The organism is Pseudochrobactrum sp. AO18b (assembly GCF_000409565.1).
Lineage (GTDB): Bacteria > Pseudomonadota > Alphaproteobacteria > Rhizobiales > Rhizobiaceae > Pseudochrobactrum > Pseudochrobactrum saccharolyticum.
In genome coordinates, this window is the sequence record NZ_ANNO01000493.1 from 1 (window position 1) to 16,031 (window position 16,031).

Below are 16,031 nucleotides of genomic sequence, written 5' to 3' on the forward strand. Positions count from 1 at the left end.
TTCATTCAGCTTCTCATCAATGGCCGCTGTGTAGATCGGCACATCCGGATGCACTTCCGCAAAATGCTTGATGCCTTCCGGCGCTGCCAGCAGGCAGAGGAAGCGGATATTGCTTGCGCCGCGCTCTTTCAGCTTGGTGATTGCTTCAACAGCAGAATTGCCGGTTGCCAGCATCGGATCAACCACAATAATCAGGCGGTTGACGATATCTTCCGGTGCTTTGAAGTAATATTCCACCGGCTGCAAAGTCTTGTGATCGCGATAGAGACCGATATGGGCAACGCGTGCCGCAGGCACCAGATCAAGCATACCTTCCAGCAGACCATTACCAGCACGCAGGATGGATGCGAAAACCAGCTTCTTGCCGTCGAGGATTGGCGATTCCATCGGCTGCATCGGTGTTTCGATCATGGTTGTTGTCAGATCGAGATCGCGGGTCACTTCATAGCAAAGCAGAAGGGAAATTTCTTTCAGCAACCGCCGGAAGCTGGCGGTTGAAGTTTCTTTCATGCGCATAATGGTGAGCTTGTGCTGAACAAGCGGATGACTAACTACCGTAACGCTCATAATATCCCGCTGCTTTCAAAATTTATTTTTTGCATTATTAGCCGAAGCCGATGAATTTTCCAGACCGCAATAAGCGAAAATACGGGTATGGAAAAGCAGCAGGGCTTAAATTTATCCCGTTTTATACAATTCTCTCAAAGAGAATGCAGGCTTTATGGATGAATGCGCAGAGCTACACGAAACTGTGACGGGTTTTATGCGCCAAAAGAATCATTATTACCGGCGCTTTGCGGCGCAAATTTTGTTAAGTCATATCAAACTTTGCCGTATTTGCTTGTAACATCGCGCCCAGCCTTTATATGCTACTGGGCAGATGTTTCATCAGGCATAGCTTGAAATTTGCAGTTTCGGGTCTCTATGCAGTGCTTTGGTTCCGACGGGTAAGTTGGGCGGGCAGGACAGGATAAATAAATGAGCCAGCAACACGAAAATTCTACCGTGGATCAGGGTGCAGATGAGAGCCGTGTCGGTGCCCATGGTGGTATGGAGAATTCTTTCGGCTTTCAGAAAGTCGATGAAGAGTCCAAGCAGGGGCTGGTGAATGAGGTTTTTCACAGTGTAGCCAAGCGCTATGATGTGATGAATGATCTGATGTCCGCCGGTCTGCACCGTGCATGGAAAGATGCGATGGTTGCCTGGCTGGCACCGCCGAAAATCCCGTCGCATATTCAGAACTGGCGTTCGCTCGATGTGGCCGGTGGTACCGGTGATATTGCCTTCCGTATTGTTGAAGCATCAGACCGTCAGGCGCATACAACTGTGCTGGATATTAACGGTTCCATGCTGGCTGTCGGGCAGGAGCGTGCGGCCAAAAAAGGTCTGCTGAATAATGTGGATTTTGTCGAGGCCAATGCCGAGAAACTGCCTTTCGACGATAATTCCTTTGATGCCTATACGATTGCTTTCGGTATCCGCAATGTGCCGCATATTGACTGGGCGCTGGAAGAAGCCTTCCGCGTGCTGAAACCGGGTGGCCGTTTCCTCTGCCTCGAATTCTCCGAAGTAGAAATGCCGCTGCTGGATAAGATTTATGACCAGTGGTCGTTCCATGCCATTCCGGCCATTGGTAAAATGGTGACCGGTGATGCGGAATCCTACAAATATCTGGTTGAATCCATCCGCAAATTCCCGAAACAGCAGGATTTTGCCAATATGATTACAGCGGCTGGTTTTTCCCGCGTGACATGGCGTAATTTCACCGGCGGTATTGCCAGCCTGCATTCTGGCTGGAAAATCTGATTATTATTTCCCGCGCATTTTAATTCCGGAAATTACTACAGGATTTCCGGAATGCGCTCTGTAAAGTGAGTGAGTTATGGGCCGCATTGCTGCTAGTTTCCGACTGATCCATGCCGGTTGGGTGATGACCCGTGAAGGTGTAATCAGCGCATTGCCGGCAGAAGGCCTGAGCGGTTTACCTGCTTTTGCTCACCGTGTTGCAGGGGCTCTGGCACGTAAACGCTCGCGCGATACAGCGCGCTCAGAACGCATGTCGCGGGCGATGAACCGGCTGGGGCCTTCTTATGTCAAGCTTGGTCAGTTTCTGGCGACGCGTCCGGATTTCGTTGGCAAGGAAGTTGCGGATGATCTGCAACTTTTGCAGGACCGGATGGATTTCTTCCCCGAAGAAGCTGCAAAGCGTACGGTTGAGGGCTCGCTCGGACGCACGATTGATGATCTCTATACGGAATTTGATGCGCCGATTGCTGCTGCATCTATGGCGCAGGTGCATCCGGCTTTTGTTGGCGGTACGCGCAAAGTCGCGGTGAAAGTCATTCGTCCGGGTGTGCGTCAGCGTTTCGCGCAGGATCTTGAAGGCTTCTTCATGGTTGCGCGCTTGCAGGAGCGCTTTGTGCCGGTGACACGCCGTTTGCGTCCGGTCATGGTGGCTGAAACGCTTGCGCAAACCACACGCATCGAGATGGATTTGCGGCTGGAAGCAGCGGCATTGTCCGAAATTGCCGAGAATATCAAGGAAGATGAAGGTTTCCGTGTGCCCGCCGTGGATTGGGAGCGCACCGGCCGCGATGTGCTGACCATGGAATGGATTGACGGCATTAAAATGTCGGATGTCGATGGCCTGCGTGCTGCCGGTTTTGATCTGCAGAAACTGGCGCTTACATTGATCCAGTCCTTCCTGCGCCATACGCTGCGCGATGGTTTTTTCCATGCGGATATGCATCCTGGCAACTTGTTTGTGGATGCAAAAGGCACAATTGTTGCAGTGGATTTTGGCATTACCGGCCGTCTCAATAAGCAGCAGCGCCGTTTTCTGGCAGAAATTCTCTATGGGTTTATCACGCGCGATTATCGCCGTGTGGCCGAGGTGCATTTTGAAGCGGGCTATGTGCCGCATCATCATGATGTGGCGAGCTTCGCTCAGGCAATCCGCGCAATCGGCGAGCCGATCCATGGTCAGCCTGCTGAAACCATTTCCATGGCGAAGCTGCTGACTCTGCTGTTTGAAGTGACAGAGCTTTTCGACATGGAAACCCGTGCTGAACTGATTATGTTGCAGAAGACCATGGTTGTGGTTGAGGGTGTGTCGCGCACGCTCGATCCGAATTTCAATATGTGGAAGTCGGCTGAGCCGGTTGTTGGTGGCTGGATCCGTAAAAATCTGGGGCCTGTGGGCATTGCAGCTGATGTCAAAGAAAGCGGCATGGCATTGTTGCATTTCATGCGCCAGACACCGGAGCTGACCAAGCGGCTGGAGCGGCTTTCCGGCGAGCTGGATAATATGGCTGCCAATGGTTTGCGTTTTGATGATGCGACGGCTGCGGCAATCGGCAAAGCAGAGGCACGGCATACGCGCTCAGGCCGGATTGCCCAGATTGTGATCGCAGTCTGCGTGGTGATCCTGACGGTAAAATTGCTCTTTTGATTGCATTGATTGCATAAATGATTGCAAATTTGAGTTTAATAGCGATATTCTGAAAGGAGTATCGCTTTTTTGTTGGACGGAAAGCATTTCCAGCAAAAGTGTGAAGCGGTTTTGCGTCCGGAAATGCGTAAACAAATAGATAGAGCATTTTCTATCATTTAAGATAACTTAGGAATGCTCTATCATGGCCAGCATCACAATCCGTAATCTTGATGAAGATGTAAAAGAGGCACTGCGCCGTCAGGCGGCAGCCAATGGCCGCTCTATGGAAGAAGAGGTGCGGGTTCTGTTGTCGGGCGAAACACAAGTGCCTGCTCCTTTGGCTCCGGCTTCTGATCCTGTTGCGCAGAGCCTTAAAGATAAACGGATTTTGCTGATTATCGGCGGCGGTATTGCTGCCTATAAGGTGCTGGATTTGATCCGTCGTTTGAAAGAGCGTGGCGCGCAGGTGCGACCGGTGATGACAGAGGCGGCACAGGCTTTTATCACGCCTTTATCTGTTGGTGCTTTGGCTGCCGACCATGTTTATACGGATTTGTTTTCCCGTGAGGATGAGCAGGATGTCGGTCATATCAGGCTGGCGCGTGATGCCGATCTGATTGTGGTGGCTCCTGCTACCGCTGATCGTATGGCGCAGATGGTGGCAGGGCTGGGCGGTGATCTGGCGGCGGCGGTTCTGCTGGCGCGCAAAGTGCCGGTATTGATAGCGCCTGCAATGAATCCGGCGATGTGGAATAATCCGGCAACACAACGCAATGTGAAAGTGCTGCATCAGGATGGTGTGCATTTTATCGGCCCTGAGCGTGGTGAAATGGCTGAGAAAGGCGAGGCAGGCACAGGGCGCATGAGTGAGCCTTTGCAGATCGTGGCGAAGATCGAGCAATTGCTGCTATCTCCTCAGCATCTGCCGTTGGCAGGTAAGAAAATCATCATCACATCGGGCCCGACCCATGAGCCGATTGATCCGGTGCGCTATATTGCCAATCGCTCGTCGGGCAAGCAGGGGCATGCGATTGCTGCTGCTTTGGCACGGCTTGGTGCGGATGTACGGCTGGTAGCTGGACCGGTGACTATTTCTGATCCGCAAGGTGTTAAAACCATCCATGTGGAAACTGCGCGGCAAATGCGCGATGCGGTTGAGGCACAATTGCCTGCTGATGCGGCGGTGATGGTTGCGGCTGTTGCAGACTGGCGCACAGCTAATACGGCGGATCAGAAGATTAAAAAACAGGCGGGCGAGGCGGCGCCGTCTTTGCAGATGGTGGAAAATCCCGACATTCTGGCGACGATCGGCCATCACGCACAGCGTCCGCGTCTCGTTGTCGGTTTTGCCGCTGAGACGCAAAATGTGGTCGAAAATGCCCGCAAGAAACTGGATAAAAAAGGTGCAAACTGGATTGTTGCCAACAATGTGAGCTTTGCCGAGGATGGTTCCAGCGTGATGGGCGGCGATCATAATCAGGTGCTGGTAGTCAGCCGTGACGGTGTGGATGAGTGGCCATTGCTGGATAAGGATGAAGTGGCAGTGCGGCTGGCTGAAAAGATTGCTGCTGCTTTAAGCTGAATAATTATTTTTAAACTGATTGCCTAAAAATAAGGCTTGCAAATATATGCTGCTTTATTTTTAGGCAGATCTGTTTTTAACGAGTGTCTGCTCTTTGTGCTCAACGAATATCAATATTACTTGTCGTTAAAATCCATTTTTTAAGCGGAAATATTTTTAAAATAAAAATCAGCAGCTTATTATTTTAACCCTGCTCCAGATTAATGATTTTTCACAGTTTGGCATGAAAATTGCTTTGTCTCTGTTGAGCCACAGAAGCCTGCCTGTTGCGGGGCTTCCGGCAGATACGGGAGATTTTGATGCTTATTTTCAGAGAGCCCAGATTATCAGCACGCAGTTCAATCAAAGCTGCATTCGGTGCTTTGGCTGTATTGATAGTTTTTCCATATGCGCAGGCATTTGCGCAGGATGCGACAGCTGTAGCAGACACCGGTGATACCGCGTGGATGCTGACTTCCACAGTGCTGGTTTTGCTGATGACCATACCGGGTGTGGCGCTGTTTTATGGCGGCATGGTGCGCGGTAAGAATGTGCTTGCAACCACTATGCAAAGTTTTGCAATTGCCTGTGTGGCTTCCGTATTGTGGATGGTGGCCGGTTACTCGCTGGCTTTCAGTGACGGCGGCAGTGCCAATGCTTTTATCGGCGGATTGTCGAAAGCGTTTTTTGCGGGTGTCACACCGGCATCCCTGACCGGCACAATTCCTGAATATGTGTTTATCACCTTTCAGATGACATTTGCGATTATCACGCCCGCACTGATTGTCGGTGCATTTGCCGAGCGGATGAAATTCTCAGCGCTGCTGATCTTCACCATTTTGTGGCTGTTCATTGTCTATGTGCCGGTGGCGCATTGGGTATGGGGCGGCGGTTTTCTCGGTGGTGACGGCGTGCTGGATTTTGCCGGTGGCACGGTCGTGCATATCAATTCCGGTATTGCCGGTCTGGTTGTGGCGTTAATGCTGGGCAAGCGTGACGGCTACGGACAGGTGAATATGGCACCGCATAATCTGGTCTATTCGCTGATTGGTGCATCGCTGCTCTGGGTCGGCTGGTTTGGTTTCAATGCCGGTTCTGCCGGTGGTGCCAATGGTATTGCTGCCGTGGCCATGGTGAATACGCAGGTTGCCGCTGCTGCGGCTGCGCTGAGCTGGATGGTTGTGGAATGGCTGGCGACAAAGCGGCCGAGTGTGCTGGGTATTATTTCCGGCGCGGTGGCTGGTCTTGTGGGAATTACACCGGCTGCAGGCTTTGTTAATCCGGCAGGGGCGCTGATGATCGGCGTGGCGTCCGGTGCAGGCTGTTATTTCGCGGCAGTCAAGCTCAAGCACTGGCTCGGCTATGATGACAGTCTGGATGCTTTTGGTGTGCATGGTGTCGGCGGTATTATCGGCGCGCTTCTCACCGGCCTGTTTGCAGATGCGGCGATCAATCCGCTCTCGGAAGGCGCGACGGTTCTCAAGCAGCTTTATGGTGTGGTGGTGACCATGCTTTATACGGCGCTGATGACTGCCCTGATTGTTTTTGTCATCAGAATATTCATGGGGCTGCGAGTGTCCAAGGCCACGGAAATCGAAGGTCTCGATATCAATCTGCACGGCGAGACTGTGCATTCATAAACAATAAGTTCAGCCGCAGAGGGGCTGCCGCGTAACCGGCTCTGTCAGACCATCCGTAGAAGATGACAGCAGAAACCGGTTGCGCGGATTTTTGGGTTACTTCTTAATGTCGCGAACCTGATAATCTTTGATCGCGGCAAATTTGATGGCTTTCCAGCGTTCTGCTTCATAATTCAGCGAGAATGCATTTGGCGTCAAATAGACCGGATCATTATCCAGATCATGCGCAATATCGGCGCGATGGGTAGCGATGAAACGGTTCAGCTCAGCCGGATCATCGGAAGAAATCCAGCGGCACAGGCTGAAGCGCGACATTTCAAAACCGACCGGCAATGAATATTCGATCTTGAGGCGCTCAGTCAGAACGTCGATCTGCAGGGCGCCGACCACGCCGACAATCGCCGGAGAGCCGTCATCCGGCAGGAACAGCTGCACCACGCCTTCTTCAGCCATCTGCTGGAGAGCTTCGCGCAGTTTCTTGGCCTTCATTGCATCATCAAGGCGCACGCGGCGCAGAATTTCCGGCGCGAAGTTTGGTACGCCACGGAACAGCAGGTCTTCACCCTCGGTCAGCGTGTCACCAATGCGCAGAGTTCCGTGGTTCGGAATGCCAACCACGTCACCGGCAAAAGCTTCATCGGCGATCTGACGCGAGCGGGCAAAGAAGAACTGCGGAGCGGAAAGACTCATCGGCTTGCCGGTACGCACCAGCTTGGCTTTCATGCCACGGGACAATTTGCCGGAGCAGACGCGCAGGAAGGCGATGCGGTCGCGGTGGTTCGGATCCATATTCGCCTGAATTTTGAAGACAAAGCCGGTCATTTTTTCTTCATCGGCTTCAACACGGCGGGTATCGGCGTCCTGAGCACGCGGGCTCGGGCCGTAATCGCAGAAAGCTTCAATCAGATCGCGCACACCGAATTTCTTCAGCGCGGAGCCGAAATAAACCGGCGTCAGGTGACCTTCACGGAAAGACTGCAGATCAAATTCACGGCAGACGCCGCGTGCCATTTCCACGCTTTCAATGAAGTTTTCACGTTCATTTTCCGGCAGCAGACCGGCAGCCAGCGCATCGTCAGGGCCGCTGACCGGTGTCGGCTGCTCTTCGGTATCCTGACGGCGGATAGTATTGTTGTGCAGATCATAGGTACCGGCAAAGCTTTTGCCGGAACCGATCGGCCAGGTGATCGGAGCGGTATCCAGCGCCAGTTTTTCTTCGATCTCGTCGAGAATTTCAAACGGGTCGCGGGCTTCACGGTCCATCTTGTTGATGAAAGTGACAATCGGAATGTCACGCATACGGCAGACTTCAAACAGTTTCAGCGTACGCGGCTCGATACCTTTTGCGGCGTCGATCACCATGACGGCACTGTCAACGGCTGTGAGCGTGCGATAGGTGTCATCCGCAAAGTCTTCGTGACCCGGTGTATCGAGCAGGTTGAAGATGCAGTCTTTATATTCAAAGGTCATCACCGAGGTGACAACGGAAATACCGCGGTCGCGCTCAATATTCATCCAGTCGGAACGGGTCTGGATGCGGTCTTTCTTTGCCTTAACTTCACCGGCAAGCTGAATAGCGCCGCCGAATAGCAGCAGTTTTTCAGTCAGCGTGGTTTTACCGGCGTCCGGATGCGCAATGATCGCGAATGTGCGACGATGCGAGGCGGGGGTCGTTTGTTCAGGCATAAAGAGCTCGGATAATATAAAATTGGACAGGTGTGCCTTCTAGCAGCATCGCGGCAGTTCGTCGACCTGAAATGCAAAAGGGCATTTTCTGCCGTTGAAAGCAGAAAACGCCCTTTTCATAAAGCGGTTTTATCAGCCGCGCATGGTTTTGAGGCCAAAGCCCAGTGCGATCATCGCCCAGCCCTGGAAGACCAGATCAATGGCAAGGAACATGCCGAGAATCCACAGGCTGTTGACCGGCCAGCCGATTGCAATAACGATACCGGCGAGGGCAGTGATGAGGCCACCGGCGAGCATCCAGCCCCAGCCTTTAACGCTGCGGCTCTGGAATGCGACCCACATACGGAACACACCCGAACCCAGCAGTGCTGCGGCGATGAAGATTGTGAAAATGCTGGATGCGAGCAGCGGGTTGAGGAAGGTCAGAACACCGGCTGCCGCATAAAGCGCACCGCTGATCATCCAGAAGAAGAAGCTCTTCCATGTCTGAACACTGAATGCATGGATGATTTCAACAATACCAGCAATCAGAATAGTGATACCTACGTAATAGACCGATGCCACGGTCGCAAAAACGAGATTACCGAAAGCAATACCACCGAGCATCAGCATGACAATGCCCAGAACGATAAACCAGCCCCATTTATGAGTGAGGGAGCTGATGGCTTGTGCCGGAGTTTTAATATCTGATGATAAAGACATGAGTGTCATCCTGTTGATGAAGTAACGCAACTCTTATTAAAAGATGATCATATTAAATTTATTGCAAAATTCAAATGATTATAATGTGATCCTGCTTCACTATATTAAAATCAGGATCTTTAGTGCGGCTGAAAAACGGGTCGGGAACTGCAGGTTTTACTCTGTGTTTTTAAAATGGATATGCTGTAATTGCCTCCATTTTTCAGGTGGGTTTCAAATTTTAATTGGCATTAAGTTGGAGATTTCAACCTTATTGATACGGGGTATACCTGTCTGTGCTCCAGACAGGCAGACTATGATCGCTTTGACTCCCACAGACTGCAACAGCTCTGCATGTTCCGCATGCTTGACAGCATAAACAACAAAAAATTTTAAGTTTAAGTCGTGTTTGTTTTAATTTTAATAACTGGATTTATTAGATGAAAAAAACATTTTGCAAAGTGCTCTCAAGCAGTATTGCCATTGCTACAGCTATTGTCCCGTTCAGCTTATTTCCTGCGTTCAATGCAGAGGCCTGTACCCGCATCCTTTGGCACAATAAAATTGGTGTCGTAGTAGGGCGTACGACGGATTGGCCGGCTACGACTGAGCCAGTTATTAATGTTTTCCCGCGGGGTATATCTCGTAATGGGGGGCAACTCGATCATAAAACTGTTGTTGCGAAAAATCCGCTGAAATGGACATCCAAATATGGAAGCATGGTCACCACGATGTTTGGCGTTGGAACGGTTGATGGTTTCAATGAACGTGGTTTGGGAGCGCATCTTCTCTATTTAACCTCGACGGATTTTGGTACGCGGGACACAAGTAAGCCCGGACTACAGGCGGCGCTTTGGGCTCAATACGCGCTTGACAGTGCAGCAACGGTTTCAGAGGCGCTTATGCTGCTTGATAAAATTCAGCCCGTGATGGTTGAGGTGAACGGGGGCACTAAAGCGACCGTTCATCTGGCATTGGAGGATGCTGCCGGTGACTCTGCTATTGTTGAATATATAAATGGTAAGGCTGTTGTTTATCACAATCCTGATTATCGGGTGGTGACGAATGATCCTTCTTACGATAAACAGCTTGCATTGTTAAAAAAGCTTGATTTTTCTAATGCGAGCAGAGAAACGCCACTTCCCGGAAATGTAAGCCCGACAGATCGGTTCCAGCGGGCCTCCTATTATCTCCGTACTATACCGGAGCCTAAAACCGATCATGAAGCGGTTTCCACCATGTTGTCCGTTGCGCGAAATGTTTCAGTACCGTTTGGTGCACCGTATAAGGATTCCGGACAGTATAATACGGAGTATCGTACGGTCTCTAACCTGGCAAAAAAACGCTACTATTTTGAAATGACAACCAGTCTGAACGTTGTTTGGGCGGATTTAAACAAGTTCAATCTGGCGAAAGGAGCCCCTGTCATGTTCCTCAAGCCCGATAATTTTAATCTGACAGGAGATGTAACGGCGAAGTTCCAAAAGGTTAAACAGGCATCATTTTGATGGCCGGTTTATTATATAATTCGCTGCTGAGCTGATAGCTTGTTATCAGGCTCGGAGTTGTTTCAATAATTTGCAATGTTGCCTCCCTTTGGTTTGAAAAGATCAAAGGGAGGTGTTTTGATGAGAGATATTTTTTGTTGTTATAGCTGCAAATGCGGCAGATGGATGTGTTGCGAATATATTCTCAAAGACGGCTATGAGAGTATACGGCTTTTAAGAGTTGTGTATTATAAATCAGGCGCGAAATTCTTTTGCCAAAGCTCGGTGATTGCTGATAATTTGCCTGCATGTTTGACGCGTTGATTTCATATTGGCCGGTTTACTGGCCGCATATTGTGCTTGGTTTTTCGCTGATTATCGGTGCGATTGCTGCCATTCATGCGACGATGACCAAAGAGGAAGTCCGCTCCGCTCTCGGGTGGGTCGGCGTTATCATGCTGTCGCCGATTATCGGTGCCGTGGTCTATGCCATTGCCGGTGTGAACCGTATCAGACGCACCTCGCTGAGTATGCAGCGTGCGGGTATGACCGATATCGAGCTTTATCACTTGTCGCATTATGATGCCTCGCCGGATGAGGTGCGCGATGCCAGCGGCAATAATTTTATTGCGATGAAACGGCTGGGCGATGTTGTCAGTCGCTGTAATCTGACATCGGGCAATAATATTGAAGTTTTGCAGAGCGGTGATATCGCCTATGCAGCCATGCTGGAAGCGATTAGCAGAGCAAAACGCAGCATTCTGCTGGAAACCTATATTTTTGATAATGATGAAATCGGCAAGCAATTTGCCGAGGCGCTTGGCAAGGCCGTTATCCGCGGTGTGGAAGTCCGCGTGCTGGTGGATGCTGTCGGCGCCCGTTATTCCACGCCGAGTATCGTTGGTTTGCTGCGCTCCAAGACCGTGCAGGCAGAGGTGTTTAACGGCAAGCTGATTATGGGGCTGCGTTTGCCTTATGCCAATCTGCGCACGCACCGTAAAATCCTGATTATTGACGGAGAAATTGCTTTTACCGGTGGCATGAATATCCGTGCGGGCTTTACGACAGAATTTGCCCGCGATCATGCGGCGCAGGATACGCATTTTCGCCTGACAGGGCCGGTTGTGACAGATTTGTTCAATACGGCGTCCGAGGACTGGCGCTTTACCACCGATGAGCATTTAAGCGGTGCTGCATGGTCTGTGACGCCGCCGGCTTTTTCACCCGGTGAAGGGCTGCTGGTGCGTGCTGTGCCTTCGGGGCCGGATAAGAGTCTTGAAACCAATCATAAAATCATGATGGGCGCTTTTTCCGTCGCTGAAAAACATATCCGTATCATGACGCCTTATCTGCTGCCGGATCGTGAACTGGTCAGTGCGCTGGTAACGGCTGCGCGGCGTGGCGTTACTGTTGATATTGTTGTGCCTGCGCAGAATAATCTGGTGCTGGTAGATATGGCGATGACGGCGCAGTTCGACCAGTTGCTGAAAGATGGTTGCCGGATCTGGCGCGCTAAAGGTGCGTTCAATCATTCAAAGCTGATGAGCGTCGATGATGTCTGGGCTTATGTCGGCTCCAGCAATCTTGACCCGCGTTCTCTGCGTCTGAATTTTGAGATCGATCTTGAAGTCTATGATGCCGGAACGGCAAAATCCATTTCCAGACGCATCGATCAGCATGTGGCGCTGGGTACAGGTGTCAAGCTGGCCGATCTGAAGGCGCGGCCGTTCTCCCGCCGTTTGCTGGAACGGATTGTCTGGCTGGGGTCGCCTTATCTTTAAGCAGAAAAGCGCGCCTGTATCGGATTGGGTAGATCCAGTGCTCTGAGGTCGAGATGGGCTTTGATCGGCAGATGATCCGATGCGATACGGGCAAGCGGCGTGTTATGCACTTCGACCGACGTGACAAGTTTCTGCGGACTGCTGAGGATACGATCCAGCGCCAATACCGGAAATCTTGAAGGAAAGCTCGGAACGGCACCCGCTGTGAGGTTGAACACCGGTTGCAAAGTTGCCAGCGAGGAGCCTTTGCCGACGCGCCATTCATTGAGATCGCCGATCAGGATGGTCGGACGCTCATTATCCTCACGGATCATCGAGAGCAGGGTTTCTGCCTGACGGGAACGGGAATGTTTCAGCAGGCCGAAATGCGCGGCAATAATCCGCAGCGGGCCTTCTTCCAGATCAATATCAGCAACCACGGCACCGCGCGGCTCCACACCCGGTAATTTCAGCTGGTGGATGTCTCTGATAAGCCCCTGCCGGAACAGCAGCAGATTGCCGTGCCAGCCATGGCCGTTGGGCGACATAGTCTGGATCGGCACCGGCACTAAGCCACTGTCTCTCTCCAGATGCTGCAGATTGAGTAAGCCGTGGCGTTCACCAAAACGCTTATCCGCTTCCTGAATAGCGATGATATCGGCATTCAGTTCGGAGATGACCTGAGCCGTGCGTTCGGGGTCGAATTTTTTGTCAATGCCGATACATTTATGGACATTGTAAGAGGCGACGATTGTATCGCCGCTCGGATTATTATCTGCCAGCGGCCGGTAGCCGCGCCGGTTGCGTATTGCTCTCAGAACCGTCTGGGGTAATTTCCTGTCATGCAATTTCTTACGCAAGCGCAGTTTCCTCATTGCAGATCACTAGAGCATCTCCGGATGTTGTTAAGGTGCCGGAATAGTGCAGTCAGAGATCGTGTATATAGGGTGCTGAATGACCCCGAGCAATATCATGCGTGATTTTTGCCAGACCCGCAGATGATACTTTCGTATATTTATAGCCCAAGAATACGGTTTAAACAGGTCTAAAGCATCGACTTGTCAAAACGGACGGCACAATTTCGGCCACGGGCTTTGGCTGTATAAAGTGCTTTATCCGCATGACGGGACATTTGCTCGCTGGTGCGGCCGTCCTCGGGTACTAATAAAGTGCCGATACTGACGGCTGAATGAATATCATGCCCGTTGATTTTGAACGGGATGCGGAATGCATCAACCAGACAGTCGGCAATCGTTTTCAACGTATCATCGCTTTGTGTTTCCGGTAGAATGATACAAAATTCATCGCCGCCGATACGGACGGGAATATCATCAGATCCCAGAACGGAACGGATTCTTTCTGCCGCCTGCCGCAACAATCTGTCACCGGCCGGATGTCCGTGCGTGTCATTGATGGTTTTGAAATTATCCATATCCAGCAGCAGAATGCCGGCAGAGCGTTTTTCATCAAAATGCTGACGAAGAAACGGCGAGACATATTCCTTCAATGCGCGGCGGTTGTAGAGCTGCGTCAGCGGATCAGTCAGAGAATTTTTCCATAAATTGGTTTTGTCATTTTGCAAAACAACATTCTTGCGCTGCAGCCGGAGCAGGGCGCTGGCGAGAAGGGCAAAGCGGCGCATCTCCTCACAATCATCATCGCTCAGGGTGCGTGGCTTTGTATCAATGATGCACAAGGCACCCAATGTCAGCCCTGTATCAATCTCCAGCGGAAACCCTGCATAAAAGCGGAAGGACGGATCGCCGGTAACATAGTTTTTGCTGTTGAAAGCGGGATCGCTCGTCATATCCTGCACAATAAACTGACGGCCGGATTTAACGACATAGGTACATGCAGATTGCTCACGCGTACAATCTTCCGCCTTGATACCTGCCGTTGAGGCGATGCGTTGCCAGTCTTCATCAATAATCGTCACGGCGCATGATGCTGCGTGGAAAATATTTTTGACAAGCGTTGTGAGAATGTTCAGCTCATCTGTAATTGTGAACTGAGAAGGAAGCAGGCTGCGAACAGATACAAGACGTTCAGCTTCATTCGCAGGGATTTCAAATGGCCGGGTAGCATTCTGACTGATCAAGATATGTTCCAGATTTCTGTTTTATAAGAAAGGTGGCATGCGAAGGCGGGTCGTATAAACGGCAGTGCTGCTGGTCGTGTTTGGTGTTTTTTCGTTTCGCCAGCAGATGTTACTTCAATATTAGTGCGCTCTTACAAAAAAGGAAACGGGATAATCTGATAAAAAATATCCGAATTATTCCTGAACCATTAATCCGTCGAAAACATCAATCAAGGCATCGGAAATGGCTGAGCCGAGATCGGCTGCAGTTCTGGTCAGTTCTTCTTCATTCATATCGCGTGCCGCCATCGCCAGTGCGGCGCCTTGCTGTGTAACGATTTCCTGCGCGCGCTGAATAGCCCAGAGAGCAAATTCGCTGCGATTGTCAATTGCGACAGTTTCCATGGGTGTTTCCTGCTGAGGAGAGGGGGGATATTGTGCGGATGAAATGCAGATACAAAAAAACCCGCTTGCGCGGGTGTTTTTGTTAAAGACCTTGGTAGTAGTCTTTATATGGTGCCCAGAAGAGGACTCGAACCTCCACGCCCTTGCGAGCGCCAGCACCTGAAGCTGGTGCGTCTACCAATTCCGCCATCTGGGCGTTGAGTGACCGTTTAAAGGGCAGAGTGATTCATGTCAACGGCATTTCATCGAAAATTGCAGAAAATTTGTATTTTTTTGAAGTTTTTTTGTTTTTTCGTCTCAGGATGGAAAATAAAATCATTTCAACACCTTAGACGTGTGTTGTTTTTCACATTATGCAAAGAAAAAAGCCGGACACATGGATGTATCCGGCTTTGAAACACTCTGAGCGAATGGCTCTGATTATGCGCTCAGCACTTTCTTGGAAGCGATTGTGCTGTCTGCATTCAGTTCATAAATGATCGGCACACCGGTATTCAGCTCCTGCGCAATGATTTCATCGCTGGTCAGGCCTTCCAGAGCCATAATCAGAGCACGCAGGGAATTGCCGTGAGCGGCAACCAGCACTTTTTCACCGCGCAATACATGCGGCTGGATTGTGTGCAGATAATAAGGCCAGACGCGTGCGCCGGTATCGCGCAGGCTTTCCCCGCCCGGAGGCGGCACATCATAGGAACGGCGCCAGACGTGAACCTGTTCTTCACCCCATTTTGCGCGGGCATCATCCTTGTTGAGGCCGGAAAGATCGCCATAGTCGCGCTCATTCAGCGCAACATTGCGTATGGTCTGCAAATCAGACTGACCAAGCTGGTCAAGAATGTGCTGACAGGTGATCTGTGCACGGGACAGATCGGATGTATAAGCAATATCAAATTTCAGACCGGCATCTTTCAGGCGCTGGCCTGCGGCTTTGGCTTCTGCATGGCCCTGTTCGGTCAGGGACGGATCGCGCCAGCCAGTAAACAGGTTTTTCAGATTCCATTCGCTTTGGCCGTGGCGGACAAGAACAAGGGTGCGGGACATAAGTTTATCTCCGATTGAATAGACGAATAAAAACGGGGTCAGAGGCCGAGAACGTCACGCATTGAATAAAGACCCGGTTTTTTGCCGTGTCCCCATAATGCCGCTGCTACCGCGCCTTGTGCGAAGACGGAGCGGTCCTGTGCCTGATGGGATAAAGTGATGCGTTCTGAAAGACCGGCAAAAATCACAGAATGATCCCCGACAACAGAACCGCCGCGCAAAGAGGCGAAACCGATTGTGCCGTCTTCGCGCGCGCCGGC

The 16,031-nt window shown here is 51.1% G+C and carries 14 protein-coding genes and 1 tRNA gene; 6 read left to right on the plus strand and 9 right to left on the minus strand.

Translation table 11 applies throughout. The features are described from left to right. On the minus strand, positions 1–567 hold a 567-nt coding region (upp, locus tag A918_RS0118255), incomplete at its 3' end, for a uracil phosphoribosyltransferase (protein ID WP_028233992.1). A gap of 411 nt (positions 568–978) precedes the next feature. Here upp and ubiE point away from each other — a divergent pair. The 4 genes from ubiE (at position 979) to A918_RS0118275 (ending at position 6,634) form a co-directional block, all read left to right on the plus strand. Then, entirely contained in the window at positions 979–1,806 is an 828-nt protein-coding gene (gene ubiE / locus A918_RS0118260) for a bifunctional demethylmenaquinone methyltransferase/2-methoxy-6-polyprenyl-1,4-benzoquinol methylase UbiE (RefSeq protein WP_022712442.1), read from the plus strand. A 76-nt stretch (positions 1,807–1,882) separates the two neighbouring features. After that, entirely contained in the window at positions 1,883–3,451 is a 1,569-nt protein-coding gene (gene ubiB / locus A918_RS0118265) for a 2-polyprenylphenol 6-hydroxylase (RefSeq protein ID WP_022712443.1), read from the plus strand. A 184-nt stretch (positions 3,452–3,635) separates the two neighbouring features. Beyond that, the gene (coaBC, locus tag A918_RS0118270; protein WP_022712444.1) at positions 3,636–5,015 is read left to right on the plus strand and encodes a bifunctional phosphopantothenoylcysteine decarboxylase/phosphopantothenate--cysteine ligase CoaBC; all 1,380 of its coding nucleotides are present in this window, start codon (positions 3,636–3,638) and stop codon (positions 5,013–5,015) included. 446 nt (positions 5,016–5,461) lie between these two features. Beyond that, positions 5,462–6,634 (plus strand): ammonium transporter, encoded by a 1,173-nt coding sequence (locus A918_RS0118275; protein ID WP_245257360.1) that lies wholly within the window; start codon positions 5,462–5,464, stop codon positions 6,632–6,634. A gap of 96 nt (positions 6,635–6,730) precedes the next feature. Here A918_RS0118275 and A918_RS0118280 read toward each other — a convergent pair whose 3' ends face one another. Together A918_RS0118280 and A918_RS0118285 are read right to left on the minus strand one after the other, a co-directional pair. Beyond that, positions 6,731–8,320: a peptide chain release factor 3 gene (locus A918_RS0118280; protein ID WP_022712446.1), complete on the minus strand. Its 1,590-nt coding sequence runs from the start codon at positions 8,318–8,320 to the stop codon at positions 6,731–6,733. A gap of 132 nt (positions 8,321–8,452) precedes the next feature. After that, the gene (locus tag A918_RS0118285) at positions 8,453–9,022 is read right to left on the minus strand and encodes an HdeD family acid-resistance protein (RefSeq protein ID WP_022712447.1); all 570 of its coding nucleotides are present in this window, start codon (positions 9,020–9,022) and stop codon (positions 8,453–8,455) included. Positions 9,023–9,441: 419 nt separating this feature from the next. Between A918_RS0118285 and A918_RS0118290 the strand changes: the two genes are divergently transcribed. Together A918_RS0118290 and cls are read left to right on the plus strand one after the other, a co-directional pair. Continuing rightward, positions 9,442–10,509: a linear amide C-N hydrolase gene (locus A918_RS0118290; RefSeq protein WP_022712448.1), complete on the plus strand. Its 1,068-nt coding sequence runs from the start codon at positions 9,442–9,444 to the stop codon at positions 10,507–10,509. Between the two features lie 287 nt (positions 10,510–10,796). Then, positions 10,797–12,269 carry a cardiolipin synthase gene (gene cls, locus A918_RS0118295; RefSeq protein WP_022712449.1) on the plus strand — a complete coding sequence of 491 codons (1,473 nt, stop codon included), beginning with the start codon at positions 10,797–10,799 and terminating at the stop codon, positions 12,267–12,269. On the opposite strand, the gene A918_RS0118300 is transcribed toward cls, so the two are convergent. The 6 genes from A918_RS0118300 to A918_RS0118330 form a co-directional block, all read right to left on the minus strand. Then, positions 12,266–13,108: an endonuclease/exonuclease/phosphatase family protein gene (locus A918_RS0118300; protein ID WP_028233996.1), complete on the minus strand. Its 843-nt coding sequence runs from the start codon at positions 13,106–13,108 to the stop codon at positions 12,266–12,268. The two genes, cls and A918_RS0118300, sit on opposite strands and share 4 nt — an antisense overlap. 185 nt (positions 13,109–13,293) lie before the next feature. Continuing rightward, the gene (locus A918_RS0118305) at positions 13,294–14,346 is read right to left on the minus strand and encodes a sensor domain-containing diguanylate cyclase (RefSeq protein ID WP_022712451.1); all 1,053 of its coding nucleotides are present in this window, start codon (positions 14,344–14,346) and stop codon (positions 13,294–13,296) included. Between the two features lie 174 nt (positions 14,347–14,520). Next, positions 14,521–14,730 carry a hypothetical protein gene (locus tag A918_RS0118310; protein ID WP_022712452.1) on the minus strand — a complete coding sequence of 70 codons (210 nt, stop codon included), beginning with the start codon at positions 14,728–14,730 and terminating at the stop codon, positions 14,521–14,523. Positions 14,731–14,839: 109 nt separating this feature from the next. Further along, positions 14,840–14,926 (minus strand) — tRNA-Leu (locus A918_RS0118315). Positions 14,927–15,150: 224 nt separating this feature from the next. Beyond that, on the minus strand, positions 15,151–15,771 hold the full coding sequence (locus tag A918_RS0118325; RefSeq protein ID WP_022712454.1) for a 2,3-bisphosphoglycerate-dependent phosphoglycerate mutase: 621 nt from the start codon (positions 15,769–15,771) through the stop codon (positions 15,151–15,153). 38 nt (positions 15,772–15,809) lie between these two features. Further along, positions 15,810–16,031 (minus strand): dihydrodipicolinate reductase C-terminal domain-containing protein (locus A918_RS0118330; protein ID WP_028233997.1); only part of this gene is annotated, 222 nt, incomplete at its 5' end.

What these genes read in the sequence shown, in the direction of transcription:
- ubiE (WP_022712442.1), top strand. Translation starts at nt 979, where the DNA reads ATGAGCCAGCAACACGAAAATTCTACCGTGGATCAGGGTGCAGATGAG.
- ubiB (WP_022712443.1), top strand. Translation starts at nt 1,883, where the DNA reads ATGGGCCGCATTGCTGCTAGTTTCCGACTGATCCATGCCGGTTGGGTG.
- coaBC (WP_022712444.1), top strand. Translation starts at nt 3,636, where the DNA reads ATGGCCAGCATCACAATCCGTAATCTTGATGAAGATGTAAAAGAGGCA.
- A918_RS0118275 (WP_245257360.1), top strand. Translation starts at nt 5,462, where the DNA reads ATGCTGACTTCCACAGTGCTGGTTTTGCTGATGACCATACCGGGTGTG.
- A918_RS0118280 (WP_022712446.1), bottom strand. Translation starts at nt 8,320, where the DNA reads ATGCCTGAACAAACGACCCCCGCCTCGCATCGTCGCACATTCGCGATC.
- A918_RS0118285 (WP_022712447.1), bottom strand. Translation starts at nt 9,022, where the DNA reads ATGTCTTTATCATCAGATATTAAAACTCCGGCACAAGCCATCAGCTCC.
- A918_RS0118290 (WP_022712448.1), top strand. Translation starts at nt 9,442, where the DNA reads ATGAAAAAAACATTTTGCAAAGTGCTCTCAAGCAGTATTGCCATTGCT.
- cls (WP_022712449.1), top strand. Translation starts at nt 10,797, where the DNA reads ATGTTTGACGCGTTGATTTCATATTGGCCGGTTTACTGGCCGCATATT.
- A918_RS0118310 (WP_022712452.1), bottom strand. Translation starts at nt 14,730, where the DNA reads ATGGAAACTGTCGCAATTGACAATCGCAGCGAATTTGCTCTCTGGGCT.
- A918_RS0118325 (WP_022712454.1), bottom strand. Translation starts at nt 15,771, where the DNA reads ATGTCCCGCACCCTTGTTCTTGTCCGCCACGGCCAAAGCGAATGGAAT.